Below are 26,370 nucleotides of genomic sequence, written 5' to 3'. Positions count from 1 at the left end.
GCTGATAGAAACAGAAGCCACTGGAGCACCTCAAAAACACCATCATACACTAAATCAGTAAGTTGGCAGCATCACCCCAACGCATAAGGCATGACAAGAAAACTTGCTAATACAATGGCCTGAAATTTCATACTAACTCCTTAATTGCGTTTGGTTTGACTTATTAAGTCTGTTTGCTATTTTTATAATTGCCAAATAAGAATACTGCCAATTGTTATAAGGCATTTAAAATCAGCCCACTAGCTGTCAAATATTCAGAGAATTTAACTCACTAAGGTTAAGAAGATTGAAGAGTCTTAAACATATTTTCAGAATAATCGGATTTATATGTTTGAAAATTATTATATTGGACGAGCATACAGAAAAAGCAAATCACCTTTACATATAATAGTGTGGACAAAAAACAGTGAACATTAATAAAGATAAAAATGTACAACTCGCAGATACCGACACTATTGAAAACCTGACATCCGCGTTGAGTCAAAGACTTATCGCGGATCAATTACGCTTAACTACCGCCGAATCATGCACCGGCGGTAAGTTGGCTAGCGCCCTGTGTGCAGCTGAAGATACACCCAAATTTTACGGTGCAGGCTTTGTTACTTTCACCGATCAGGCAAAGATGAAAATCCTCAGCGTAAGCCAGCAATCTCTTGAACGATATTCTGCGGTGAGTGAGAAAGTGGCAGCAGAAATGGCAACAGGTGCCATAGAGCGTGCGGATGCTGATGTCAGTATTGCCATTACCGGCTACGGCGGACCGGAGGGCGGTGAAGATGGTACGCCAGCGGGTACCGTCTGGTTCGCGTGGCATATTAAAGGCCAGACCTACACTGCGGTTATGCATTTTGCTGGCGACTGCGAAACGGTATTAGCTTTAGCGGTGAGGTTTGCCCTCGTCCAGCTGCTGCAATTACTGCTATAACCAGGCTGGCCTGGCGATATCTCCAGGCCAGCCATTGGTGGTGTTTATATGTTCAAGCCACGATGTTGCAGCATCGGCATAATCTGAGGAGCCTTACCGCGCCATTGTCGATACAGGCGTTCCAGATCTTCGCTGTTACCTCTGGAAAGGATCGCCTCGCGAAAACGCTGCCCATTTTCACGCGTTAATCCGCCCTGCTCAACAAACCACTGGTAACCATCATCGGCCAACATTTGCGTCCACAGATAAGCGTAATAACCTGCAGCATATCCGCCACCAAAAATATGGGCGAAATAACTGCTGCGATAGCGTGGCGGTATAGCAGGAAGATCCATATTTTCCGCCACCAGCGCCCGCAATTCAAAATCATCGACATCCTGCATTGCTTCGTTTTCTTCCAGGCAATGCCAGCGCATATCGAGAAGTGCGGCGCTAAGCAGTTCGCTCATCTCATACCCTTTGTTGAACAGGCTGGCATTACGCATTTTCTGTTGCAGTTCGTCAGGCATTGCTGCCCCGCTCTGATAATGCCGGGCGTAGCGAGCGAATACCTGCGGATGCGTTGCCCAGTGTTCGTTGATTTGCGACGGAAATTCGACAAAATCACGCGGCGTGTTGGTGCCGGAAAGCGTGGCATAACGCTGGCGGGCAAAAAGGCCGTGCAGCGTATGACCAAATTCATGGAATAAGGTTATTACATCATCCCAGAGTAACAACGCAGGCTCACCGGCAGCGGGTTTCTGATAATTGCAGACGTTATAAATTACCGGATGCGTTTCATTAAGCGTTGATTGCTCAACAAAATTGCCCATCCATGCACCGCCGCTTTTTGAATCACGGGCGAAGAAATCACCGTAAAATAACGCCAGTCCCACGCCATTATGATCAAAAATTTCCCACACACGAACGTCAGGATGGTAGACAGGAATATCAAAACGTTCGACAAACTTAATACCGAAGAGCTGATTCGCGGTCCAGAATACACCTTCATTCAACACCGTGTTTAATTCAAAATATGGCTTGAGCTGCGCCTCATCAAGATCAAATTTCTCCCGCCGTACCTGTTCGGCATAAAATGCCCAGTCCCACGGCTGCGCGCTAAACCCGCCCTGCTGCTTATCAATAACCGCCTGTATGGAGGCTAATTCATCGCTCGCACGTTGACGCGCCGCTGGAACAATTTCCCGCATAAAGTTAAGTGCTGCTTCAGGTGTTTTTGCCATCTGATCGGCGATTTTCCATGCGGCATAATGAGGAAAACCAAGCAGTTTCGCCTGCTGTGCGCGAATCTCTACCAGACGTTGAATGATAGCGCGGGTATCATTGGCATCATTTTTTTCCGCTCGCATCCAGCCCGCAATAAACAGTTTTTCACGCGTCGCACGATCGCGCATCTCGGCAAGCGCCGGTTGTTGGGTGGTATTCAGCAGCGGAATCAGCCATTTGTTATCCAGACCTTTCTCGCGAGCCGCCTCTGCCGCCAGCGCAATCTCTTGCTCACTCATTCCTGCCAGCTGCGCGATATCGTTCACAACCAGACCGCCGGATTTATTTGCTGCCAGTAATCGCTGGTTAAACTGACTGGTCAGTGTCGCAGCTTCTGTATTCAGTACTTTTAATTTTGCTTTATCAGCTTGCGCAAGTTTGGCTCCGGCAAGGACAAAACGTTGATGAATCACCTCCACCAGGCGGATGGATTCACTATCAAGCCCCAGGGATTCACGGCGCTGCCAGACAGCATCTACCCGCGCGAATAATTCACCGTTCAGATAGATATCATTAGCCAGTTCCGCCAGTTCAGCGGAAAACTGTTCATCAAGACGCTGTAATTCATCATTGGTATGCGCCGCAGTCATCGCAAAAAAGACGCTGGTAACGCGGGTAAGTAATTCTCCGCTTTGTTCCAGTGCCAGAATAGTATTGTTGAAATCAGGCGTTTGCGGGTTAAGCGCGATGGCAGCAATTTCTGCCCGCTTTTGCTGCATTCCCTCATCGAATGCCGGGCGATAGTGATGATTGGCAATTTGATCAAAATGAGGAGCCAGATACGGCAGTGTGCTTTGCACAAGGAAAGGATTCATTGTTGTCATTTTCTTCTCCTGAACGCGAGGTGTTCCATAGCGTAGGCTTACTGATAACGGAGTGCAATCTTGCAATCCAGTATTACCCGCTCTTAAGCATCCCGTGCTATGTTATTGACACACAAAAGCGTTGAGGAACAGTGAGATGATCGTTTTAGTAACTGGAGCAACGGCAGGTTTTGGTGAATGCATTACTCGTCGTTTTATTCAACAAGGGCATAAAGTTATCGCCACTGGCCGTCGTCAGGAACGGTTGCAGGAGTTAAAAGACGAACTGGGAGATAATCTGTATATCGCCCAACTGGACGTTCGCAACCGCGCCGCTATTGAAGAGATGCTGGCATCGCTCCCTGCCGAGTGGAGCAATATTGATATCCTGGTAAATAATGCCGGCCTGGCGTTGGGCATGGAGCCTGCGCATAAAGCCAGCGTTGAAGACTGGGAAACGATGATTGATACCAACAATAAAGGCCTGGTATATATGACGCGCGCCGTCTTACCGGGTATGGTTGAACGTAATCATGGTCATATTATTAACATTGGCTCAACGGCAGGTAGCTGGCCGTATGCCGGTGGTAACGTTTACGGTGCGACGAAAGCGTTTGTTCGTCAGTTTAGCCTGAATCTGCGTACGGATCTGCATGGTACGGCGGTGCGCGTCACCGACATCGAGCCGGGTCTGGTGGGTGGCACCGAGTTTTCCAATGTCCGCTTTAAAGGCGATGACGGTAAAGTGGAAAAAACCTATCAAAATACCGTTGCATTGACGCCAGAAGATGTCAGCGAAGCCGTCTGGTGGGTGTCAACGCTGCCTGCTCACGTCAATATCAATACCCTGGAAATGATGCCGGTTACCCAAAGCTATGCCGGACTGAATGTCCACCGTCAGTAATTTTTATACCCGGCGTAACTGCCGGGTTATTGCTTGTCACAAAAAAGTGGTAGACTCATGCAGTTAACTCACTCACAAGCAAGAACGAATGACCGTCGAAACGCAACTTAATCCCACACAGCCTGTCAATCAGCAGATTTATCGTATTCTTCGTCGCGACATTGTCCATTGCCTGATTGCACCAGGCACACCGTTGTCGGAAAAAGAAGTTTCTGTTCGTTTCAATGTGTCACGCCAGCCGGTTCGTGAAGCCTTTATTAAACTGGCGGAAAACGGCCTGATTCAAATTCGTCCGCAGCGTGGCAGCTACGTCAACAAAATTTCCATGGCCCAGGTGCGCAACGGCAGTTTTATCCGTCAGGCCATTGAGTGCGCGGTGGCGCGTCGGGCGGCGAGCATGATTACCGAAAGCCAGTGCTACCAACTGGAACAAAATCTTCACCAGCAACGCATTGCCATTGAGCGCAAGCAACTGGATGATTTTTTTGAACTTGATGACAACTTCCATCAACTCCTGACGCAGATTGCCGACTGTCAACTGGCGTGGGATACCATTGAGAACCTGAAAGCGACCGTTGATCGCGTGCGCTATATGAGTTTCGACCACGTTTCTCCACCAGAAATGCTGTTACGCCAGCATCTTGATATTTTCTCTGCCCTGCAAAAACGTGATGGCGATGCGGTAGAACGTGCAATGACGCAACATTTGCAGGAAATCAGCGAATCCGTGCGCCAGATCCGCCAGGAAAATAGCGACTGGTTTAGCGAAGAGTAATTCATTTCCTCTCATCCCATCCGGGGTGAGAGTCTTTTCCCCCGCCTTATGGCTCATGCATGCATCAAAAAAGATGTGAGCTTGATCAAAAACAAAAAATATTTCACTCGACAGGAGTATTTATATTGCGCCCGTTACGTGGGCTTCGACTGTAAATCAGAAAGGAGAAAACACCTATGACGACCTACGATCGTAACCGTAACGCAATCACCACTGGCAGCCGTGTTATGGTTAGCGGCACCGGTCACACTGGCAAGATCCTGTCGATTGATACTGAAGGTCTGACCGCTGAGCAAATCCGCCGCGGAAAAACCGTAGTTGTTGAAGGTTGTGAAGAGAAACTGGCACCACTGGACCTGATTCGTCTCGGCATGAACTAAGCGTGTGAATGCCGCCGATGGCGGCATTGCTTTTTTTACTTCACGGAATATTTTGCCACGGTCGCTTTCGCGCCATGCGCTAATAAAGACAAGTACGCTTCCGTCACTTTTGCAGTAAACAAGCTATTGGCTGGCAAATCATCACCAAAGATCGCCTTAATCGCCAGCAATGACTGGACGCGCGCTTTCCCTTCGGCACTACTTTGTACAGCCTTCTGAATAACAGGTAACAGTGGGTCACTGATTTCTATCGGATTTTCCTGTTCATCAACACCACCGACATAACGCATCCAACCCGCGACGCCCAGCGCCAGCAGATCGAACTTGCTGTCATGCGTCAGATGCCAGCGAACAGAATCCAACATCCGCTGTGGCAATTTCTGGCTGCCATCCATCGCAATCTGCCAGGTTCGATGACGTAACGCCGGGTTGCTATAGCGTGCAATTAATCGGTTAGCGTAATCCTGCAAATCAACGCCCTGCACTTTCAGCGTCGGCGCTTGTTCCTGCAACATCAAGCCATACGCCGCATGACGATAATGTTCATCTTCCATACAGTCATTAATGTGCTGATATCCGGCAAGATAACCCAAATACGCCAGGAATGAATGACTGCCGTTGAGCATGCGCAACTTCATCTCTTCATAAGGCAGTACATCGCTAACCAGTTCTGCTCCCGCTTTTTCCCATTCCGGACGTCCGGCAACAAAATTATCTTCTATTACCCACTGGCGGAAAGGTTCACAGGCAACGCCAGCAGGATCGCGCACACCGGTAAGTTGTTCGATTTTCGCCAGCGTATCCTCTGTCACTGCGGGCACAATACGGTCCACCATTGTTGATGGGAAAGTCACGTTATCTTCGATCCATTGTGCCAGTTTTACATCAACGGCTTGCGCGTAGGAAGTGACAACGTCACGCATAACATGACCGTTTTCTGGCATGTTGTCACATGACATGACGGTAAATGCGGGAAGTCCTGCCGCTTTACGGCGAGCCAGCGCCTCAACAATCACCCCTGTTGCTGTTTTCGGCTGGTGGGGATTTTGCACGTCGGCAGCGACCATCGGGTGATCGAGCATTAACTGTCCGGTCGCCGGAGAGTGGAAATACCCTTTTTCGGTGATTGTCAGAGAGACAATCGCGATTTGCGGTTCACACATCGCAGCCAACACGGTTTCTAAGCCATCCATCTGTACGTGCAAGGCTTTTTTAACAACGCCAACGACGCGAGCCGTCCACGCATCGGCCGACATTTCCGCAACGGTATAAAGATTATCTTGCTGCTGTAAATCGGCAATTTGCTGTTCGCCGCCGATTAAGTTGACCTCATAATATCCCCAGTCACTGAAATGTTCTGTAGCAAGAATATCGGCATACACGCCCTGATGCGCACGGTGAAATGCACCAAAGCCTAAATGAACAATTCTTGGGGCCAGGTTATTACGATCATAAACAGGGAGTGTCGCTTTTGCTGATAACAAATTATTTCCCATAACAATTCCTTAAATATAAATATGGCAAGCTACATGTTTTGTTATATGAATAAAAATCCCCTCTCCGGTAAGAGAAGGGATTGAGGATTTACAGACTTCTGGAAGGTTGCGCAGCTCTTACAACACGCGGTTGATCTTCCGCGGCGTCTTCCAGCGCACTTAAATCACGGTCTTTCACTTCTGGCATTTTCAGCGCAGAGATTAAACCAATCACTGAATATGCCATGATCATAATGGCGATCGGATACCAGGATTCCGTCATGGTGCAGAAAATACCCGCCAGGATAGGACCAAAACCGGAAGCGATAAGACCACCAATTTCTTTAGAAATAGCCATCCGGGTAAAGCGGTTTTTACAGCCGAACATTTCTGCCATGGTAATATTTTCCAGAGCAAATAATCCCAGCACCGCACAGTTATGAATCACAATCAGTGCAACCATAATGGTGCTCGGGGCATAGCTTTTATCTACGATGATAGAAAGCATTGGCCATGCCAGCACAATCGCGGAGGTATTCATAATAATATACGGGATCCGGCGACCAATTTTATCGGATAACCAACCAAGGAACGGAATGGTCATAAAGCCGAGAATCGAACTGATCATCAATGCATCTGTTGGAATTGCTTTGTTAAACAATAACGTCTGCACTAAATAGCCCGCAAGGAAAGTCTGAATTAAACCTGAGTTACCCGCCTGACCAAAACGCAGCCCTGTTGCCAGCCAGAAGGATTTGCTCTGGAACATGCTACCAGCAGGTGCAGGTTTTGCTGTCGGTTGGTTGCTGTCGTTAACCTTCTCAAAAACCGGGCTTTCTTTCAGATTCATACGCAACCAGATAGCAAAGACCATCACGACAACGCTCGCCAGGAACGATATACGCCATCCCCACGCCAGCAGTTCCTCTTTACTGAGAATGAAGAACATAAAGGCCCAGATTGCCGTTGCGCTTAAAGTTCCGCAGTTAGTTCCCATAGCCACAAATGAGGAGATAATTCCGCGCTTACCTTTTGGCGCATATTCCGCCAGCATCGTACCGGCACCGGAAATTTCCGCACCTGCACCCAATCCCTGAATAATACGCAGCGTCACCAGCAAGATGGGGGCAAAAACACCAATCTGTGCATAGGTCGGTAACACACCAATTAAGGTGGTACAGATCCCCATCATGGTGATGGTAATAAAGAGCACTTTTTTACGCCCTATTCTGTCGCCCATTTTGCCGAAAATAAATGCTCCGACAATACGCGCCACATAACCTGCACCGTAGGTTCCCATTGCCAGAATTAACGCCATTGCCGTTGATGATTCAGGAAAAAATATTTCATGAAACACTAACGCTGCGCCGAGCGAATATAACTGGAAATCCATAATTCACAGGTGTTTTTTCCCATCCTGTGGTTTCCTTGGCGTTTTCTAGGTTTTTTTCAGATAGTTGCATTTTTTTAAAAGCATCCTAAGTTCGATCTCAGTGTCTATCTGGGGCCTATTTCTGTCCCATATATGCCCCAAAAAACTCCCCAACAGATAAGTAGTTTTTTCATGGATTTACGCGTAAAATCAATAACGGCTGGAAATCATTCAATACTCGCACTATCGAAAAATTTACCAGCCAACCGCAGCACGTTCTTGCATAAGGTGTGTCTGCGGTTTTTCAACTATTCAGATACATCACTCCCATCACATTCATTCCTCCACATCAAAGGCATATAGGCTATATCACCTTGATATTTTTCTTCTTCAGATAAAAACTGTTATCTATGTATACTTTTAAACCCAATCCGTGTAGAGTCTCTGCATAAGATAGTTTGCAGTTGCCACTTCAGATTGCGCCATAAACCGCCTGATTTTTGCCGCCACCTGTTAGCATTCCTGTATACCTGAAACGACAATGTTTATCTACGAACTTTAAGAACACCCAAGATAAAATTGTCAACTATATCATATATAACACATTACTAATTCGAGGCTATATGAACAGCATACTGATAATCACTTCTCTCCTTATCATATTCAGCATTTTTAGTCATGCCCTAATAAAATTAGGGATTGGCATATCCAATAACCCAGACAAAACCGATGTATAAGTCAACATATCCTGAATCAGACATACAATATCGCAATGAAAATCAATAATATTTTAAGGAATATCTTCATGAAATCAAAAGACACCCTAAAATGGTTCCCTGCGCAGCTTCCTGAAGTAAGAATTATCCTAGGGGATGCTGTAGTGGAAGTAGCAAAACAGGGAAGACCTATCAATACCAGAACATTGCTTGATTACATTGAAGGAAACATAAAGAAAAAATCATGGCTGGATAACAAAGAATTATTACAAACAGCGATATCAGTTCTTAAAGACAACCAAAATTTAAATGGTAAAATGTAATATAATAAACTTACTTTTTTATCATTTTTCCACTTTAACAACATTTTGCTCCACTTTTCCACGACCAAACAACTTGAAATCTGGTTAAAATAACACGCAACACTATTCTTCTTCCTTGAGTCCGCCCGGAACTCGAAAAACAAACCGAGTTAAAGCCATTTTTCACAAAATCGATTTTGGGTCTCACCAAAGTTACGGGGTTGCATACGCATTCGTTTATTTTCAAACGTGTACATACAAATATGCACAAAAATAATCAAAATTATTTTCTGAGATGCATTATGATATGAACACCAATTTCGTATAGAGTCTCACTATGTCTCGAATTTTTGCTTACTGTCGGATATCAACGCTGGATCAGACCACCGAAAATCAACGCCGGGAAATCGAAAGTGCAGGTTTTAAAATCAAACCTCAGCAAATAATCGAAGAACACATTAGCGGCTCAGCAGCAACCAGTGAGCGTCCTGGTTTTAACCGGTTGCTTGCTCGCCTGAAATGTGGTGATCAATTGATTGTGACAAAACTGGATCGCCTTGGTTGTAATGCAATGGATATCAGGAAAACAGTGGAACAACTGACCGAAACAGGTATCAGAGTGCATTGCTTAGCATTGGGGGGCATTGACCTGACCAGTCCAACAGGAAAAATGATGATGCACGTAATTTCAGCAGTCGCTGAATTTGAACGAGACCTTTTACTTGAACGCACTCATTCCGGGATAGTAAGAGCCCGCGGCGCAGGGAAACGTTTTGGTCGACCACCTGTGTTAAATGAAGAACAGAAACAGGTGGTATTCGAACGAATTAAGTCAGGTGTAAGTATAAGTGCCATTGCCCGGGAATTCAAAACCTCGCGGCAAACCATTTTAAGAGCCAAAGCAAAACTTCAGACACCTGACATATAAAAAATAATCTCGGTGTGAGATGCTTTACGTCTTCCAAGCCCCCTTCCTTGCCGTAAATGGAAAGATACATCTAATTATAGAATTTATATGTTTTACCCTACGGCAGTGCTGGCCATTCAATATCCTGTGCAGTTGACGTATCAACACGGTTCAGCAACACCCGATACTTCTTCCAGTCTTCCAACAACGAGTTTTCTTCCTCCGTTGCGATCTCCAGCTCAACAACAGTCTGAACGTACCGGGAACAGCCTCCTTCAGAGCTTGAAGGATATCAATGTTCGCTTCCTGTTAACTGCCGGACAAGTGCAACCAGTTCGCTTACCTGATTTTCCAGAGTGCTGATCCGGGTGCCTGCTGTTGCCAGATTTTGACGTAGCGTTGTGTTTTCCTCTTCCAGCGCGGTAACGCGATCATCTGTTTCACGGGCGACCTGAACAAGTAAACCCGTCACGGCGGCGTAGTCAACATTAAGATAGCGCGTTTCTTCGCGTAGCTCGTTGCCGTCAACGGTCGGGCCTTGCAACTCTTCACCGTAATGGATGAATGAACCAACGGCCTCCGGGATGGCCTCTTCAACTTCCTGTGCTATAACCCCGGCGCAATGTGCCCCATTCTCCTTGAGCGTGTACGTGTATCCATTAATTTTGCGGATTGCGTCAGTCGCGTTATCGATAATCTCGATATTTTCTTTCAGTCTGCGGTCTGATGACTGATTCAGTGTGGTGCAGTTAACACTTCCGTTTACAGTAAGGTTTTGCCCGTCTGTTGTTTTTTGCGCATAAAACAGATACGCAGCAGACGTGCCAACCTCAAAAACGTTTTGTCGAGTACTGGAACCCCACACCCTGATACTAACTGGTAGTTCTGAATTACCTGAATTAAGTAAAGCAAAACGATTGCCAGTCCCTGTTTGTTTTCTAATTACTAAATCGGCAGTTGAGTTAACCTCATCTTTGTTGATGGTTAGCGCCTGCGCTGTAGCACCGTTAACAGTGCCACTTAGTAGTTGAACCGCTCCATCATCGCCATTTAACAGCACTTGAGCGCTGCTTCTGTGGTTTTTCAGGAACAACATTTTGCCTGTGCTTTCTGATGTGCCTACCGACCACGCCGAATTGGTTCCAGTGCTATCAACACCACGAACGGTACAATTCATGCTGCCATAATCTGACGTACTTCCAAGCACATCAATCCGCCCGCCACCTAATTTTGATGGAGTCGTCGAGGTTAACGACCTGACGGTTACATCCTGATTCCATCCGGAAACAACAACCTGACTCCACGCTGTCCAGTTTCCATTAACAACAAAGCGAACGTATATACGTTTTGTGTCGCTGTTAATCAGCGTTTGCATGTTCGCATAATCTGAATCCCTAACCTTACGAGTCGATTCAACACGGAGCAAAAAGTTACCTGTTACGCCGTCAGGCTTGTTGGTGATATTTGCACCACCTGCAGAGGATGGACAAATATAGTATTTAACTGCCCCGGCATCTGACTTGATGATGGTCAGGTTGTTAAGATTAACCGTCTGGCCGTCAATGTTTTCCGGCTCGATGGCTCCTGCTATCCCGGCACTGAACGTAGCAACGGCTGAAAACGCTGTCGTACCTTTGAAAGCCAGTTGACCACCAATCGTTAATCCCTTGTCGAGTTTCGCTTGCGTGATCAATTTGCTGTTTTGTTTCTGATCAGGACTCTCACCAAAAGCCAGATCCCCATTAGTATCAATTCCAAGATACTTTGGGTTCATGTTGTCTAACTTAAACCCAATGGACACATTTTCAGAAGAACCAGAACGCGTTAAAACCAACGGCGTGTGCTGTACTCCATAGATGCTTAGCGTAGTTGCCGATGAGTCAGTGTCGGTATTTGCAATCTCAATCGTTCTGCTTTTAATTTTATACGCTACTGTGAGATCACGGACTTCAACCCTCCCGTCGTGACGAACAACAAGATCCCCTCCTGATGTCCCCCCTGCTGTCTTTGCCCTGATGCGAACTTCGCCAAGCGAATCAGTGTTAGGACCAGCATAGATTATGCCGCGCTCTGTGTTATCGCCAGTATAAAACCGCAAAGCGGTGACTCCACTGTCTGCCCGCAGGAAGACTGACGGTGTACCTTTTTTGATTGTCAAGTCACCGGTCATTGTATCGCCGGTTTTTTTTACCTGCGCATCGTTCGTTACGTTGCCAAGTCCAACATCCGATTTCGACGGCTTGTTTGCCGAGCCGTATAGCTCATTGACGCTAAAAGTCCCGTTGTTAAGCCGGGCATCGTTGCCGGCATAGATCTTAATCTTCGCGGTTGAGTAGTCGATATTGATCGCTGACCACGTATCGCCGCACCGCGAGAATATACCAGAACCGTGGCTATAAATGGTCGCCGTGCTTCCGGTCGGCTTATCACCGCGCCAGAAATGACCACCTTTGTCACGCAGAGCTTTTAAGATCTCTACATCGCTCATCTTGCCGTTTGTTGCTATCCCGCTAACGCCCGCCAAACATGGCAAACAGATCATTAATACCGTTTACACGCGCTTTTTGCTCTGCCAGTACCTGCGCACGGATACTGTTTTCATCCACCACGGGTGCTGCTGCCTGCACTGGCGTCCGGGAGGCTGCAGGTTCATCATCCTGTACGCGTGGAGCACTGTTGCGTGGCGGAGTAATCATGTTTCGAATGGATTCCGGCATCTTTTTAAATTCCTCTGTACGTTTTGACTGAATACATGCCATTGCCTTAACGGCTGGCGTTACCTGATCAGCAAATCCATGTGCCAGACATTCGGCACCGGACATCCAGGTCTCATCCGCCAGCATGGCAGCAATTTCATCGGTGGTTTTCCCGGTTTTCTGTGCATAAGCGGGTAACAGAACCGCCTCAACTTTATCGAGCAGGTCGGCATAGGTGCGCATGTCCTCCGCATCACCGCCCGTAAAGCCAAATGGTTTATGAATCATCATGAAGGTGTTTTCCGGCATAATGACCGGGTTTCCCACCATCGCAATGACCGACGCCATTGACGCCGCCACACCGTCGACATAAACGGTAATGGACGCACCATGTGTTTTCAGCGCATTAAAAATGGCGATGCCTTCAAAGACATCGCCACCCGGTGAATTAATATGGAGATTAATGTGGGTGATATCGCCCAGTGCATTCAGATCACTGATAAACTGCTTCGCTGTAACACCCCAGAAACCAATCTCGTCATAAATATAAATATCCGCGTCACTCTGGTGACCAGCCTGCATCCTGAACCAGGAATTATTCTTCGGACTGGTCGTCGGTGTGCTGCGGCTCCTGTCGTTTCGTTGCGGCACTGCTGCCTCCTTTATCACTGGCCGGATCGGTATCAAATACCAGATCCAGCTTGCGGTTTTCATCAATTTCGGCCTTGCGCCGACGTTTGACATCATCCGGATTACGACCACCAGCACGTAACCTGAATCGGTTCGTGCTGCCTTTGCGGTTTCCTGATTCAGCATTACTCCTCCTGCTGTAATTCCTCCTCATCATCCGCACCTGCTTCAGTCACCCGCAGGGCTATCTGATCGCGCAGATCATCAATAATGGACTGAACACGGCTCACAGCGGCAGGCTGCAGACCGCAGTCACGTTCAAGAATATCCGGTAATGTCTCCAGCACCTGCACGACCGCTTTTGCCCAGATGGCAAACTCCCGTCTGACATCACTGGCCGGAATGAGTTGTGCCGTTTCCTGTTCGAACTTAAGACGCTCACGTTCAGACTGATACCAGGCTTTGCGCTCATGCGCGTCCATTTCGCCTTCTGCAACCGGCGGTGGTAATGCCAGAAATGCCGACACAATATCAACCACCCGATAAAGCTTGAGGTTGCTTTCATGCCCCCCTGCAACGGGTAGATTTTGCAGCCTTGCCGCAGCAGTCTGGCGATGTACACCTGACAATGCCGCCAGTTGACTGATATTCAGCGTCAGATTTTTTAACTCTCGATCCATACCCGCTCCAGAATGTTTTAAACATGCATCTTGCGAACAACTTTAGGCAAACGGTGTTAGTGATGAACAAAAAACAATCAGAATCGACACCATAAAAATAAAACCACTGTAATATCAATCAATTACAGTAGTGGTGATGACGAATAAAATTTCAAAAACTAGCCTTTTTCCGCGACGCTCCCGCCCCGTGGCAGGGCCCCCCACTGGGAGGACCCGACAGCCTGACAACCGTGACGAGCATCTGTAACAGAGCTTTACATAATGGCATGGGGATAATTCAGAAGGACATCACAGCATGCCCACACAAATTAGTGTGAGTGTCCTGTTTCTTACTACGCGCAGGACTGACGAGCATGAGGGGAAAATACGAGAACCGAAATGCCTTATCTTCAGAAATGCAGCCGGCATCCGAACTGGACGATATTGTAAATTCACCTAAATACGAGGCATTGCTGTAGTTGAATTGCATTGCTGTATTAGCCTGACAGTGACAGAATACGATATTGACTCTGTCACTTGTGAAATGGTCAGAATGGTTAGCAGTTATGGTGATCAGTCAACCACCAGGGAATAATCCTTCGTATTCTTATCGTGCTTTACTAACGCGGCCTCAATTGCCCTGAATGCTTCCAGAGACACTTGATGTTCTATACATGCAATTACAACATCCGGGTAACCCATCGAAATGGTGCTATTAAGCATAGTTTTTACACGAACCTGCTCCTGGGAGGGGGCATCAGTGTATTGATCTTTATGCATTTTGTCGCTCCATGCGTTTGCTCTTCACTTACGGCTAAAAATATAACGTCAAATCACTCAGCATGAAAGAGTTAAAGATTCAGCGCGTTTCCCTTACATAATCTGTCGTTTGTATTCTCTTCAGGCATACCGGAAAGACTAGGTATTGTCACACAACCAATACCATCGACAATCGAGATTTATACCTATTCGGTAATGTTTAAATATAACAAAACCCCGTAAAAACGAGGTTTATGGGTAATTTGTATTGTTGAATAGCATCTGATGAGAAATTGATGCTAATACTATAAACAGACTAGATTAAATCAATCTTGATATCATAGCTTTCAAGACCAGTCATTTTTTCCCGTGCAGTAAACTGGATACTGGTAACTTCTTTCCCGGTCTTTTTCTTAAGCTCAATGATTTTTTTTGTTATATATTCAGAAATATCTGCTTCTGTTTTTGTTTTTAACTCTTCAATGTTCATCATTTCCTCTTTTAGTCTGTTATGACTTTCCAGGTACACAGTAGTGTCAATTATATGGAGCAAACGTATAAAAGATAAGATGAAACATCGCAATAATCAACATACGACGGTCTAAATTTCACACAAACAGATAAAAATGATTATCATTTATTATCAATGCATTAGAATCAAATCAATTCAAGAGTCTCATTGCTGCTTCCAGAATTTCTTCTGAAGTTACATGTCGATCCGCTGCTACATAAATGACTTTATGATCTCCGGTCAGAGATGGAAACCCTGCAGCCATTACAGTGAGGTGTGTTGTTTCGCCATTTGGATATTCACGCATGATGGTGTTAACTCCGGTCATCACTGGCACTACCATTGCTGGTTCAGAGTTAAAAAAAACTATTATTTTTTCATAATGTTACCGTAATATGTGAGTATCCATCGACTAGACACTAAGCAAAAAAGCTCCCGAAGGAGCCTTCATTTTCACTTTCTTAAATCTAACGACAGATGGCTAACATTTAAGTATTGTGAAATATTATCAAATGTAATCATCATTGATTTACAAAAGATACATTTTGCCCCGAAAGGATTTCTGTCAGAAACATCAAAAGATGATGTTCTATACTGAGAACCATGGCAACACGGGCATCTAAAGTGAATATGGTTTGTAATATTTTCTACCTCAAAGTGCCACTACATGAACAGCTGCAGGGCCTTTAGGTCCGTTCTCAATACCAAATTCGACTTCCTGATTCTCAGTTAACGTTTTGAAATCGTTGCTCTGAATAGCTGAGAAATGCACAAACACATCTTTGCTACCATCTTTCGGCGTGATGAAACCAAAACCTTTTTCAGGGTTAAACCATTTCACTAAACCAGTCATTTTGTTAGACATCATTATTACCTTTTGAAGAAGTTAGCCCTTGGGCAGAATGGTCCGAAAAAAAATATCAGAGAGAAAAACCAACAAGGAAATCTCAAGAGGTACAAATAATAAAATTATAACAATGACTGCTTCAGATAATTTTGTAACAAACCAGAACACCATTAACGCATGATTAACCAACCATAGCAAGGATTACTTTTGTAAAGAAAAACACACGAATGAAACAATAGCTTTATTTATTAATAAAACGTGTCATTCTGTCTAATGACCTTTTATCTTACCCTTAAGATTTCAAGGATATTGACTCATGGAAGAGTCCTTTTTATTTAAATTTCACATTCAGCGCTAAAAATAATCCGATTTAATATTAATCTACATCTGATATTTTTTATCTCTTAAAGATTCATAAATCCGTTGACAAGTCACTCCTGCGATGTAGCGTTTGTCAGCAATTTCAGCATAAAGCTGAGCTTCTGCTGCAATATCTCCGAGCATGTTGGTGAGCATTCCTTCGGCGGCTTTGGTTGTTTTGCCTCTGACGGCAGCGGCAAGATTTGCGGTATGCTGCGCTGCGTCAAGGCGTATGGCATATTTTGTTGCTTCGGCACGCAGCTGGTTAACACTATCAGACAGATCAGCAGCCCTGGCAGAAATTTCAGCGGCTTTCTGTTGTGCATCTTTAACAGCCTCATCACGGGATATACTTCGCCCCTGTTCAATTATTCGAGCAGCAAATTGGACATTTACCTCTTGAGATAATTCGGCAGCATCACGCTCCGCCCATTTTTTTTGCCATCCTCTGTCGCTCCAGACATTACCTACGACAAATCCTACCAACACGAGCAAAATCACCGTGAATATCTGATTCACTGTTCTATCCCCCAGCAGGTTAATGCACTCTCCTGGTCACGACGAATAACCTGACCGTAACAATTATTTGAACGAATGCGGCAATCACGTCCACCGTCCTTTATCCACCAGCGAATCGCCTCGCATGCGCCTTTACGATCACCGGCATTAAGCCGCTTATAAAACGTCGACGGAAAACACTTACCAGGGCCAATGTTATAGGGACAGAATGACGCGATACCGGCTTTCTGTGGCTCGGTCAGTGGAACTTTTATATTGCGCTCCACCCATGCCAGCGCCTTATCCCGCTCAATGGCGTTAACCTGGGCGCATTTTTCCTTCGACAGTTTCATTCCCGGAATAACAGGTTTACCGTCCACCATCGTTGCTCCCCGACAGATGGTCCATATGCCGGAGCCATCGCGGTATGCAGTGGTGTGATTCCCCTCTTTTTCATCCAGAAACTGATCGAGAATGTCGGGGGCAGGAGCACTGGCGGCAATCAGTGCCAGAACAGCGGCCGACAGGCTGTATCTGATTTTTACGTTCATGGATATTTATCAGGATTTATCGGCTTCAAATCCCCGGATATGTTAAATCTTACCTCAACAGTGATGGGCACTGGCGGGAGGAGGGTGTCAATCTGATAAACACAGAGGCGACTATGGATTACACAAATCTACCAAAACAAACTTTTGCTGATTTAATCGCACTCAGGCAAGCAGTCGTAGCTCTAATCAACTTGTTGCCGGAGAAGGAAAAGGAATTAGTTAAAGCGCTTCTTAACAGAACTGCCGCCGATTTTTCATCATATCCACTGACAGATGACCTTGCGGACCTTCCTGAATTAATTGCAGCGTCCGCCAATAAGCTTACTGAAGAGATTTACCCTCCTCAAAAATCTTCACAAAATTCCTGCGAGTAACTTCAATGCAATAATCGTAAAACGCCGCAAACTGCTCATCGCGGCGTTTTTTTTCATCTTCAGAAGGAATCAGCACCGACAATTTTTTATTCAGATCAGCGACGCTGCCCTCCAGTTTTTCAATGGGCGATTCAATATCATCTTTTTCTGACCGCAATGCCGTCGGTGGCGTCTTCAGAGAACCAGTAATTCTTCCCGGTAGCTTTCCTTTGTAGGTTATCCACACATTCTGCGCCTCTAAAATTATGGGGCGCTTTTCCGGCGACTGCTCATCCCCTTCACATAACCCGGCAGCAACATCCAGGAAGACCTGTCTGATGCTCCTTCTGGCTGCTGCCTCATAAAACTCCAGCGCGGCACCTTCAACACGGTCCAGCGAGATGTCCAGGTCAAAAATTTCACCGTCAAAGTGTTCTTTGTCCTGTAATGCTAAAGTTACCGTAACTTTATTCTCAAAATTGCGGATCCCTTTCACAATCAGTTCATAGTTTTGAGTCATTGAATTACTCTCCTCTCGCAGCCTTACGCCTGTCTTCTTTAATCTTGAAATAAAGATTTGTCAGATACGTCAGCAGGCCAAAAACCAGGCTACCCAGCACACCGATTGCAGCCCACTGTGACGGAGTTACTTTATCGAGTAACTGCAATGCCCAGAAACCAGCATTACCCGCCGATGTGCCATAGGCAACACCTGTTGTTAACTTATCCATTGATTTCATATCCTCACCCCGATGTACACGGATGGTGCAATATGTTTGAAAAGATCGGAGTCTACGGGGTAGTTTTGACAGCACACGTTGTTCTCAACGGCGCTAAAGAAACATACACATTAAAAATGTGAGTAATTATTTTTTAAAGAAAGTCATATATAAAATAATAATACGAGAAATGTTTTCATATTTAGTGTACTGTATACGGCCATTTATACAGGAAAAGCCTATGTCAGAACGTAAAGACTCAAAATCACGCCGTAATTATCTCGTTAAATGTTCCTGCCCAAACTGCACCCAAGAGTCAGAACACAGTTTTTCAAGAGTACAAAAAGGTGCCCTTTTGATCTGCCCTCATTGCAACAAAGTATTCCAGACAAATCTTAAAGCTGTAGCCTGATTGATTTTATTAGTAACAAGTATTTTTTATATTTTAATAATATATTTAAAGCAGATAATAAAAAACCCGCCTGAGCGGGTTTGAGATTGTGGTGCTTTTTGTGGGAGTCATCCACTTACGCACTTTGTTTTGCCATGCCAGCAGTTAGCTTCTGCTGTAAAACTATTCATGCAGCAAACCTGCACTTCACCACAATGGTTAGCATACTTTTCCTGATTAAGATTTTGCCAAATATGCTGGCCATTGTTTCATGTATTGGACCTCCTTAATTTTCATTAAAGAGATCCAATATTCACTACTCTGTCCGTATCTCTACTCAGGCATCAGCCTTCTTCGTTATCGTATACAGACGAGCGATGAATTTTAATCAGTAATGATGACATTTGCTGCTGCAGGACCTTTAGCACCACTCTCTATAGAGAAGGTAACCTTTTGACCTTCAAATAAGGTTCGATAATTATCATTCTGAATCGCAGAAAAATGCACAAACACATCTTTACTACCATCAACAGGAGAAATAAAGCCGAAACCTTTATCAGCGTTAAACCATTTTACTAAACCAGTCATTTTATTTGACATTCTACATTCCTTAACTTGAGCCTTTCGGCATAAATGGTTTGCATAACAGAAACGACTTCGTACTTAATTGGAGAGACTCAAAGAAGGAATAAGTGAATAACACCTGAAATGAGAACTGCTTTAGTAAACTACTTCGTATATCGTCTGTTCTTCAAACCGACGCAGTCATTAACTCATAGTTGAACATATGAAGCAATGTTTATTTTAGACATCCAGCCACCTTCAACCCTATCAAAAAAGTAGTTTTCTCCAGGAACGTGTGTATGGTGCACCAGGTTATCAGTATTAAGGAGTTTTTCTGTCCCCTAAAATGACAGGAATTGTCAAAAACTTTGACTACAAAAGCAGCAAAGGTCTTATATTCCCATCCGATGGCGTATCGATGCCCAGCTTCACGTTTCAGCTCTCAATCTTCGAGATGCAGAAGAAATTACCACAGGATTACGCGTGGAATTTTGCCGGATAAATGGTTCGCGTGGACCTTCAACTGCCAATGTTTATCCCGGGATGAGATTCAATATCTCTATTGCCCCATTTAAAGCACAAAAACCCGCTTATAAGCGGGTTTTCTACTTTTTTCTAAACGTCGGATACACAAAGCCCATCGTTGAGAAAATCTTATCCATGTTTTTTGAAAAATGCAAACATCATGTCGCCATCTTCAGCAAAAATCATTTATCTCGTCACCTTCCTCAATTGCGCTTCCGCGTATGCTTCTTCCTGCCAGCACTTTGTTACCAGTTTACCAATGACGTCCGCATACCCCTTATACCACTGATAATCGGTCAGGTCTGGTACCAGCTTCTGGACATGACGTCGTGCCAGCGTGGTCGGTAAACGACTAAACCGGTTTCCATTACAACGCCCACAAATCTTATATACCGGTACGCCATGAAACCGGGTTCTTTTTTCATCCAGAACAATCCCTTTACCCTTACACCCTCTGCACGCTGTGCTGACTTCGCCCTTACCATGGCAATGCTGACATAGTTCCTTCACCCATTCTTCCTTGATTACAGATTCCCCGCGTCTGTAGTGTTTCACCACTTCGCGCAATACATTATAAAATCCCGTACCTGAACAATGCTCACAGCGAGCCTTACTTGCCGCAGACCTGGAGTAATCAGCAAAGGCAAAATTCACAAGGTAAGGAATAATCTGTAACCGGATTTCTTCACTCAATTTGTTCAATGTCGGGTTATCCAGTGCCATCGCGTAATTTAGCAGGCCTTCAATCGCAAACTGAGGGTCCTGAACACCAACTTTTGCCAGAAATAAGGCCAACCCAAGTGGTGCTTTCGACTGCACCATCCCCTGCGCTGCCATTACATCCGTAATTGTTAAACAACCGGTGCCTGTCGCTGGAGCGTCATCGCTCAATTTTGGAGATTTTGGGGAGTAATATTTTGGTAAGGCTTCAAGGTTCATGCTCGTTCTCCACTTACGCCAGTACGCCAATTGCCAGCGCGCGATCGATAAAACGAAATATCAGCTCCAGTTGGGAGCCATACTTCTCTTCAAATGCCACTGTATCCGTATGCAGCTCGTTGTGATGCTTTCTGCACAAAGGCAACACAAAGAGATCATGTGCTTTTGTTCCCATTCCGCCCTGCCCGTGACCAATCAGATGATGCGGATCGTCGGCTGGCATACCGCAGCAAGCACACGGCTGTGTCTTAACCCAACGTGTGTATTTCTCCTTAACCCAGCGGCGACGTTTAGGCAGCTTCATGAAAGATTCCGGAGACTCTGGATCAACGGTGATGCTTACCACCGTCTTTTCCTGTGGTAGTTTTTGTTGCTGGTGGGCGTAAGGCAACGGTGCAAGATTTTTTGTGCGTTGTTTCAATATGCTGGTGGCGGTCTGCTCTCCCGGTACGATGTCGCTTTCGCGGTACACCGAGCAGATTTTTTCCGCTGGTAATCCCAGCGAACGACGCGATACAGCCTCAGGTAGTGCATCCACCACCTGATTGCAGACCGCCCACCAGGATAATTCAGCCAAAGATAATTCCCGCTCCTGCGTACCGCTTATTGCGTGACGGATGACGTCAATCACCCATGCTGTCAGATTTTGTTGAGCAAGCAGCTCCAGTGATTCCGATGTCTGGTCACGCAGTTGGTTGTCGCAGTGCCAACACAACACCATTGCGCCGGTACCATAACGGTGAATGACTGTTTCAGTGTGATGGTAATCGCCATTAGGCCACTGGCAGGATGTAACATGACGTAATAGCCAGTCAGACAATGAGCCAACGCCGCCAGCAGCACGAATCACCCGTTCGTTACTAAAAAACGGCAGCAATGTTTTGTCTTCCGCCAGCGGCTGGCCAACGGCAGGAACGACTCCGGATGGCAGATTACGCATGCTTTTTGGTTCCGGTTCCACCAGCACTCGAGGATTATGAAATATCTGTATGGATTCACGGCCCGGCTTAAGGACCACCAGCCCAAGCTCAGGCACCAGAACAGGTCTAAGTAATACCCGCACGTTACCTCCAGATCCGTTGCTGGAAAGTGCGGGACGCACGTGGTGGGCGTTCGGAGTAAGGCAATCTGACTGAGATTATCCAGTGACGGTAGTCGAGACTAAGGGCTTTCTTAACCTCGTATCCGCGCCTGCGGTAACACTGAATTATCCATTCAGCCTGCTCTTCAGTGCATGGTGGATGCTGGAACCAGTCCGATTTGAATGCATGAAAACGCCGTCCGCACCTGCTGGCAAAGACGGCAGAATCATCAGAATTATGTAATTTGGTATCGTGCGCCATCGGTTGTCTCTGCTGGCGCAGCAGGTGCCAGTTGTTCAGGCTGGCGTATAAAGTATAAATAAACTGGTTCCAGTGTAAAGCCCCTACATTAATGGAATAAAAGTCAAACAACAGATTGCTGGGATAAACACAACGCTTATTATTAAAAGCGATTAGATAAATTAAATTTTAATGTTATGCAATTTTACCAGATCACCATAACATCTCGTTTGAAACCACCGAAACAACAACCATATCAATATTGATTATGTTAAAGTGAGTAAATATGGAAAACAACAAATCTGCACATTACGCTCCTTTTTTATCTGTGATACTTTTTGTTTTATGCTGTGTGTGGGCATTATTTTTATAAAAATATTTACAGATAAAATAAACCCGCCGAAGCGGGTTAAGCGCGGGTGCGTTGAGGATGCCTGACACATCAGAGGCGGCGAGGGATTTCTCCCTCGCCAAGTCTCTTACTCCTCAGGTTCGTAGACTGTGAAGACAGCGACCTCCGTCTGGCCGGTTCGGATTCGTACCTCGCAGAGGTCTTTCCTCGTTACCAGTGCCGTCACTATGACGGTTAAACAGATGACGATCAGGGCGATTAACATCGCCTTTTGCTGCTTCATAGCCTGCTTCTCCTTGCCTTTCGGCACGTAAGAGGCTAACCTACATGTGCAAAGCATGAAATTGGCCTCAGATTAATGTTAAGCGTCTTGCCGGACGCGTAATGTTAACTGGGGCTTTTCTCTATCTGCCTTTGGTGTTCATGCCTGAGACAGATAGCCTCAAGCACCCGCAGCCATTGTACTTAACTCCCGTTACCTCGCCAATATAAAATCAATCAGAAAGGCGATCCATAAGGACAATAGCAAGACAATAAATTGCCATTACCCGCAATAGCCAGCGCACATTTGAGGACCAGCACGACAACTTTCTGTATCGGACGTACACCAGTCCTGATAAATACAAGGCGGTCTCATCAGTGATGAGATGCAACTATTGAGTACAGTTTCTCTGATTTTTCTGTAAAACATGGAACACAACAACTAAATATAACTAGCACTTCTTAAGATATACAAATTCAGAGTTAAGATAACGTAAGCAGTTTTCTCAAAACTAAGTGTAAATTTTTAATGAAGAGCAGTGCTATGCTCCTGATCATATATTCATTGTTTGGAACTGGAGGAATATTTAGGTTGCTGGAGTGGTTGGTTGAATTTAAATCAACTAAGACAAAAACCAACAATTAAAGATATGTGGTATATCAGAAAACAACTATCCGTATATTACTACAGAATTAAATACTAGCAACAAAGCTGTCTTTATTGATTTTTTATTTGATATCGAAACAAATAAACATAAAATAACCAACTAATTTAAACAGAGACTCGACAATGAGCCTCTATCTATTGTAACAGCACTTCCAAATTTATTTTAGTAAGATAATAGCATGGGGCATACTAGCCCCATCTTTTAAACCGTTTCATCAAGGAAATACTTAGACGAATCATCCTGTTTCGGTTGATATGTTTTTTTTGCAGAATTAAGAACTCTTCTTAGTTCTTTTCTTAACTCAGGTAAACGCTCCTGAAGAGGGTTAGAACACCATTGTGAAGGCAACCCTCTTATAATAGCTTCGGAACAAAGCGGTGAAATAAGTTTTTCCATTTGATAATAGAAAGTTTTTGCTCGACTTACACGCATTGTGATCCTTTTTATTACATCTCTTTCAGACTCAATTCTAGCACTCAGATCTCTTAATCTACTCCATACCTTAGCATCAGCAATATATGTATCATAAAGCATACACTCTATAAACGTGAAATTACTAATAAGTTCTTTTGCAATATACCCCCCCAGCCGAGAAGGAATGAAACTTGATGAAGCTGTTGGATCTCCGTGATTTACGGTGAACAAAAACCTTTTATTGCATAAATCAACGAGAACTCGATGCGTGAAAGAGTCACCTATACCAATTAACCTTAACTTTTCAGTTATTACCGAACCATCGATTTGTCTGAATCCGGGATCGCTTGCATACGAAACGATAACATTAAGAATGTACAGCCTCAATAATTGCATTTGTGTCACAGCTAAATTCGAATCAAACGGGTTCGCAATAGTCGACGTTGACTCGCTATAAGTCAACTCAGTACCCAGTAATATAGCTCTAAATGCCTCATGACGTGGAAGAAGATACCTTCCTTGTTCTCTGAAAATTTGTACTGCTTTACCTGGACTCGTATACCCTCTTTCTAAGAACTCACGAGTCATACGTAATGCTAATCGAACATCATCCGTAGCAAGAACTTCAATACGTGTTCCAATCTCACTTCCCAGCACAGACCCACTAATAATATCGACTAATTGTGATATATCATCCAATACAACTTTAGCGCCATTTTCTGCAATAAAATTTCCACTTTTATTACTTGTCATATACTTTACTAGTGCAAAGCGTTTTGCAATCACACTACTTATTCTCGGTGGATCTATTTGTATAACTTCAAAATCGAAAGCATCTATAGCAGGTGAGTTTTTATGTTTGATAAATGTAGACTGCCTCAATGAAAGTACTAAATTTAATGAAAGCGCTCTGGAAATTGAAAATGATTCGGTAAATATCCGGGACTGGATATCATCAAACTCGATCTGATCAACGTTATCAATAACAAGAAAAAAAGATGTCTCTTTTGTAACGCGACTTATTATTTTATCAACATAAGGTTTTACCTTTTTATATTGCTCATATAAAAAATCCGAGATTCTGGTATTTTTTTGATCCTCACTCAATAAAAAAAGAGGTCCTGATTTTATCGCCTCAATATCTTCTCGAAATGCATCAAATACAAAATCCTTATTACTCAAAACAGGATGCTTATTGATATATTCCAGAATTGATTTATAAATAAAATCGACTATTGAACTTTCTGATGAATTATCTAGAAAGTCTATATGAACCCAATGCGGCGTCAAGATATCACATTGATTTGAAAAAAACTCTTTTATTCTAACCTTTCTCATGTAATGAAGAAATGTTGTTTTACCTGCACCTACAGTCCCAAGTAACAAGATCGCGAGAGGTTTGTCATTTCTGACTTTTATTTTTTTCTTCCCTTTAACCTGAAACTTATCAACTATTCTTTTTGTATCTTTATCATTAAGCCCTTTTAGTACTTCACCATTCAGCACAATTGAACGCCTACCTATATTCATTCTAATTTTACTATCGAATCTCATAGTTTCTGGTGTTGAAACATAACATTTATCAAAGGAGTCTTCATCCAAGTAAAGTATAGAATCAGAAAAAGCCAACCTTAATTCATCAGCAATCAAATGATATATTGGATTATTTGTCTGTGTTCTGTTTTGTTGCGAATAAAAACTTCTTAATTTTCTAAATTCTATTTGATTTTCGACGCGACCTAAAAGTGCTGTTTCTAGACTTCCCGATATAACATTTTCACGACTAAGTAAATCATAGAATTCTTGATAATTATCATTTAAGCAATCTTCTAACGACCAGAACACAAGCGCTATTGAATCATTAAATTTGACATTGTCATGCCTCTGAGCTGCAAAACATGCCCATACATTTCCATTCGTAGCGACAGCATAATCTATACCAAATTTCCTGGCGTAATCTCTAGCTTGTATTATCGCTTCACCAAGATCACTTTGTAAAAAACTATTACTTAGCTTTATTTTTCTTTTTCCTGGAATTGTACTAAAGCTTGGCCCTGCCTTTTTAGCTTCAACAACAAGAGCAATATTAGCTGTTTTTAGTATATAATCAGCATAAGTTGTCAAACCATCTTCAGTCACATGCTCTTCTGGTTTTATATCACTATCAGTCCACATCAAGACTTCCTTTAATACCCGATCTATCACTTTTAGTCTTGTGGCTGCTTCATTTGCATTTTCTAATTGTAAATGATGATAAGCTGATAATATTTCCGAAATAAATGTTTTCTCCATAGATTATTCTCTCTATAAAAAATAACGAAAATTTTTCTGATTAGTTTTACCGCATTTAGTTACAATAACCTAGCTATGTCAAGTCTGATGTTATCCTAAATTTCATTTTTGTTATATTATCCTCTAATTCTTAAGGCACACGTTTGAAAAGCGTCGACGGTAATGACTCCAACTTATTGATAGTGTTTTATGTTCAGATAATGCCCGATGACTTTGTCATGCAGCTCCACCGAT

The 26,370-nt window shown here is 44.2% G+C and carries 29 protein-coding genes and 6 pseudogenes; 10 read left to right on the top strand and 25 right to left on the bottom strand.

Annotated elements, in window-relative coordinates:
* The first annotated feature begins 406 nt into the window (after positions 1-406).
* The gene (locus RTW80_RS18095; RefSeq protein WP_016242129.1) at positions 407-925 is read left to right on the top strand and encodes a 2-oxo-tetronate isomerase; all 519 of its coding nucleotides are present in this window, start codon (positions 407-409) and stop codon (positions 923-925) included.
* A gap of 44 nt (positions 926-969) precedes the next feature.
* Here the strand turns inward: RTW80_RS18095 and dcp are convergent, their stop codons facing one another.
* Positions 970-3,015 (bottom strand): peptidyl-dipeptidase Dcp, encoded by a 2,046-nt coding sequence (gene dcp / locus RTW80_RS18090; protein WP_033548533.1) that lies wholly within the window; start codon positions 3,013-3,015, stop codon positions 970-972.
* 136 nt (positions 3,016-3,151) lie between these two features.
* On the opposite strand from dcp, the gene ydfG reads away from it, so the two are divergent.
* The 3 genes from ydfG (at position 3,152) to ydfZ (ending at position 5,053) form a co-directional block, all read left to right on the top strand.
* Positions 3,152-3,898, top strand: a complete 747-nt coding sequence (gene ydfG / locus RTW80_RS18085; protein WP_001324973.1) for a bifunctional NADP-dependent 3-hydroxy acid dehydrogenase/3-hydroxypropionate dehydrogenase YdfG — start codon at positions 3,152-3,154, stop codon at positions 3,896-3,898.
* An 88-nt stretch (positions 3,899-3,986) separates the two neighbouring features.
* On the top strand, positions 3,987-4,673 hold the full coding sequence (gene rspR / locus RTW80_RS18080; RefSeq protein WP_000215549.1) for a DNA-binding transcriptional regulator rspR: 687 nt from the start codon (positions 3,987-3,989) through the stop codon (positions 4,671-4,673).
* Positions 4,674-4,849: 176 nt separating this feature from the next.
* Positions 4,850-5,053, top strand: coding sequence for a putative selenium delivery protein YdfZ (gene ydfZ, locus RTW80_RS18075; RefSeq protein WP_000214712.1), 204 nt, complete (start codon positions 4,850-4,852; stop codon positions 5,051-5,053).
* A 35-nt stretch (positions 5,054-5,088) separates the two neighbouring features.
* On the opposite strand, the gene RTW80_RS18070 is transcribed toward ydfZ, so the two are convergent.
* Together RTW80_RS18070 and RTW80_RS18065 are read right to left on the bottom strand one after the other, a co-directional pair.
* Positions 5,089-6,549, bottom strand: coding sequence for a mannitol dehydrogenase family protein (locus tag RTW80_RS18070; protein WP_000527800.1), 1,461 nt, complete (start codon positions 6,547-6,549; stop codon positions 5,089-5,091).
* An 88-nt stretch (positions 6,550-6,637) separates the two neighbouring features.
* Positions 6,638-7,921: an MHS family MFS transporter gene (locus RTW80_RS18065; protein ID WP_032248192.1), complete on the bottom strand. Its 1,284-nt coding sequence runs from the start codon at positions 7,919-7,921 to the stop codon at positions 6,638-6,640.
* A 602-nt stretch (positions 7,922-8,523) separates the two neighbouring features.
* Between RTW80_RS18065 and RTW80_RS18060 the strand changes: the two genes are divergently transcribed.
* The 3 genes from RTW80_RS18060 (at position 8,524) to RTW80_RS18050 (ending at position 9,846) form a co-directional block, all read left to right on the top strand.
* A complete protein-coding gene (locus tag RTW80_RS18060; RefSeq protein WP_120795384.1) occupies positions 8,524-8,637 on the top strand; it encodes a YnaM/YnfT family protein in 114 nt (37 codons plus the stop codon).
* A 68-nt stretch (positions 8,638-8,705) separates the two neighbouring features.
* On the top strand, positions 8,706-8,939 hold the full coding sequence (gene ydfK / locus RTW80_RS18055) for a cold shock protein YdfK (protein WP_000836768.1): 234 nt from the start codon (positions 8,706-8,708) through the stop codon (positions 8,937-8,939).
* A 316-nt stretch (positions 8,940-9,255) separates the two neighbouring features.
* Positions 9,256-9,846 carry a recombinase family protein gene (locus RTW80_RS18050; protein WP_000086522.1) on the top strand — a complete coding sequence of 197 codons (591 nt, stop codon included), beginning with the start codon at positions 9,256-9,258 and terminating at the stop codon, positions 9,844-9,846.
* A gap of 97 nt (positions 9,847-9,943) precedes the next feature.
* Here RTW80_RS18050 and RTW80_RS18045 read toward each other — a convergent pair.
* The 13 genes and pseudogenes from RTW80_RS18045 to RTW80_RS17985 all read right to left on the bottom strand — a co-directional run.
* A pseudogene (locus RTW80_RS18045) lies at positions 9,944-10,069 on the bottom strand (tail fiber assembly protein); the annotation flags it as partial.
* A gap of 48 nt (positions 10,070-10,117) precedes the next feature.
* On the bottom strand, positions 10,118-11,995 hold the full coding sequence (locus tag RTW80_RS18040) for a pyocin knob domain-containing S74 family peptidase (protein ID WP_050586176.1): 1,878 nt from the start codon (positions 11,993-11,995) through the stop codon (positions 10,118-10,120).
* Positions 11,996-12,338: 343 nt separating this feature from the next.
* A pseudogene (locus RTW80_RS18035) lies at positions 12,339-13,172 on the bottom strand (head maturation protease, ClpP-related); the annotation flags it as partial.
* Positions 13,117-13,293 (bottom strand): annotated as a pseudogene (locus RTW80_RS18030) (phage portal protein); the annotation flags it as partial. The pseudogenes RTW80_RS18030 and RTW80_RS18035, both read right to left, overlap by 56 nt.
* Positions 13,294-13,336: 43 nt before the next feature.
* Complete coding sequence (locus RTW80_RS18025; RefSeq protein WP_000373425.1) at positions 13,337-13,831, bottom strand: DUF1441 family protein; 495 nt, start codon at positions 13,829-13,831, stop codon at positions 13,337-13,339.
* A gap of 552 nt (positions 13,832-14,383) precedes the next feature.
* Complete coding sequence (locus tag RTW80_RS18020; protein ID WP_000548593.1) at positions 14,384-14,590, bottom strand: hypothetical protein; 207 nt, start codon at positions 14,588-14,590, stop codon at positions 14,384-14,386.
* Between the two features lie 295 nt (positions 14,591-14,885).
* Positions 14,886-15,059, bottom strand: coding sequence for a GnsA/GnsB family addiction module toxin (locus tag RTW80_RS18015; protein WP_001019207.1), 174 nt, complete (start codon positions 15,057-15,059; stop codon positions 14,886-14,888).
* A gap of 172 nt (positions 15,060-15,231) precedes the next feature.
* Complete coding sequence (locus RTW80_RS18010; RefSeq protein ID WP_001317464.1) at positions 15,232-15,423, bottom strand: hypothetical protein; 192 nt, start codon at positions 15,421-15,423, stop codon at positions 15,232-15,234.
* Between the two features lie 69 nt (positions 15,424-15,492).
* Positions 15,493-15,531: pseudogene (locus tag RTW80_RS18005) on the bottom strand (hypothetical protein).
* A 2-nt stretch (positions 15,532-15,533) separates the two neighbouring features.
* Positions 15,534-15,722: a cold-shock protein gene (locus RTW80_RS18000; RefSeq protein WP_071526745.1), complete on the bottom strand. Its 189-nt coding sequence runs from the start codon at positions 15,720-15,722 to the stop codon at positions 15,534-15,536.
* A gap of 10 nt (positions 15,723-15,732) precedes the next feature.
* Positions 15,733-15,945: a cold shock protein CspI gene (cspI, locus tag RTW80_RS17995; RefSeq protein WP_000066495.1), complete on the bottom strand. Its 213-nt coding sequence runs from the start codon at positions 15,943-15,945 to the stop codon at positions 15,733-15,735.
* 363 nt (positions 15,946-16,308) lie between these two features.
* Positions 16,309-16,806, bottom strand: coding sequence for a DUF2514 domain-containing protein (locus RTW80_RS17990; protein WP_001071776.1), 498 nt, complete (start codon positions 16,804-16,806; stop codon positions 16,309-16,311).
* On the bottom strand, positions 16,803-17,336 hold the full coding sequence (locus RTW80_RS17985; RefSeq protein WP_001101173.1) for a lysozyme: 534 nt from the start codon (positions 17,334-17,336) through the stop codon (positions 16,803-16,805). Before RTW80_RS17985 ends, RTW80_RS17990 begins: the two co-directional genes overlap by 4 nt.
* A gap of 113 nt (positions 17,337-17,449) precedes the next feature.
* On the opposite strand from RTW80_RS17985, the gene RTW80_RS17980 reads away from it, so the two are divergent.
* The gene (locus RTW80_RS17980) at positions 17,450-17,710 is read left to right on the top strand and encodes a hypothetical protein (protein WP_001557934.1); all 261 of its coding nucleotides are present in this window, start codon (positions 17,450-17,452) and stop codon (positions 17,708-17,710) included.
* A 163-nt stretch (positions 17,711-17,873) separates the two neighbouring features.
* Here RTW80_RS17980 and RTW80_RS17975 read toward each other — a convergent pair.
* Both RTW80_RS17975 and essD read right to left on the bottom strand, forming a co-directional pair.
* Positions 17,874-18,209, bottom strand: a pseudogene (locus tag RTW80_RS17975) (YdfR family protein); the annotation flags it as partial.
* A 4-nt stretch (positions 18,210-18,213) separates the two neighbouring features.
* Entirely contained in the window at positions 18,214-18,429 is a 216-nt protein-coding gene (gene essD / locus RTW80_RS17970; RefSeq protein WP_000839590.1) for a phage lysis protein EssD, read from the bottom strand.
* A 220-nt stretch (positions 18,430-18,649) separates the two neighbouring features.
* Here essD and ynfU point away from each other — a divergent pair, with 220 nt between their 5' ends.
* Complete coding sequence (ynfU, locus tag RTW80_RS17965) at positions 18,650-18,820, top strand: putative zinc-binding protein YnfU (protein WP_001405948.1); 171 nt, start codon at positions 18,650-18,652, stop codon at positions 18,818-18,820.
* A 363-nt stretch (positions 18,821-19,183) separates the two neighbouring features.
* Here ynfU and cspB read toward each other — a convergent pair whose 3' ends face one another.
* Positions 19,184-19,399 carry a cold shock-like protein CspB gene (gene cspB / locus RTW80_RS17960; RefSeq protein ID WP_000066484.1) on the bottom strand — a complete coding sequence of 72 codons (216 nt, stop codon included), beginning with the start codon at positions 19,397-19,399 and terminating at the stop codon, positions 19,184-19,186.
* A 298-nt stretch (positions 19,400-19,697) separates the two neighbouring features.
* Between cspB and cspF the strand changes: the two are divergent.
* Positions 19,698-19,900: pseudogene (cspF, locus tag RTW80_RS17955) on the top strand (cold shock-like protein CspF); the annotation flags it as partial.
* 174 nt (positions 19,901-20,074) lie between these two features.
* Here the strand turns inward: cspF and RTW80_RS17950 are convergent.
* The 6 genes from RTW80_RS17950 to RTW80_RS31470 form a co-directional block, all read right to left on the bottom strand.
* The gene (locus RTW80_RS17950) at positions 20,075-20,827 is read right to left on the bottom strand and encodes an antitermination protein (protein WP_001047133.1); all 753 of its coding nucleotides are present in this window, start codon (positions 20,825-20,827) and stop codon (positions 20,075-20,077) included.
* Positions 20,828-20,840: 13 nt separating this feature from the next.
* The gene (locus RTW80_RS17945) at positions 20,841-21,890 is read right to left on the bottom strand and encodes a DUF968 domain-containing protein (RefSeq protein WP_001597879.1); all 1,050 of its coding nucleotides are present in this window, start codon (positions 21,888-21,890) and stop codon (positions 20,841-20,843) included.
* Between the two features lies 1 nt (position 21,891).
* Positions 21,892-22,170 (bottom strand): hypothetical protein, encoded by a 279-nt coding sequence (locus RTW80_RS17940; protein WP_032154696.1) that lies wholly within the window; start codon positions 22,168-22,170, stop codon positions 21,892-21,894.
* A gap of 458 nt (positions 22,171-22,628) precedes the next feature.
* Positions 22,629-22,784 carry a type I toxin-antitoxin system toxin HokD gene (gene hokD, locus RTW80_RS17935; RefSeq protein WP_000813256.1) on the bottom strand — a complete coding sequence of 52 codons (156 nt, stop codon included), beginning with the start codon at positions 22,782-22,784 and terminating at the stop codon, positions 22,629-22,631.
* Between the two features lie 847 nt (positions 22,785-23,631).
* Positions 23,632-26,136: a hypothetical protein gene (locus RTW80_RS17930; protein WP_312719733.1), complete on the bottom strand. Its 2,505-nt coding sequence runs from the start codon at positions 26,134-26,136 to the stop codon at positions 23,632-23,634.
* 173 nt (positions 26,137-26,309) lie between these two features.
* On the bottom strand, positions 26,310-26,370 hold a 61-nt coding region (locus RTW80_RS31470; protein WP_071528444.1), incomplete at its 5' end, for an IS1 family transposase.

It is taken from the genome of Escherichia sp. AM3 (assembly GCF_032029835.1).
GTDB classification, from domain to species: Bacteria; Pseudomonadota; Gammaproteobacteria; order Enterobacterales; family Enterobacteriaceae; genus Escherichia; species Escherichia coli.
The sequence above is the reverse complement of the archived record's forward strand: the minus strand, read 5'-3'. Positions and strand labels throughout refer to the sequence as shown.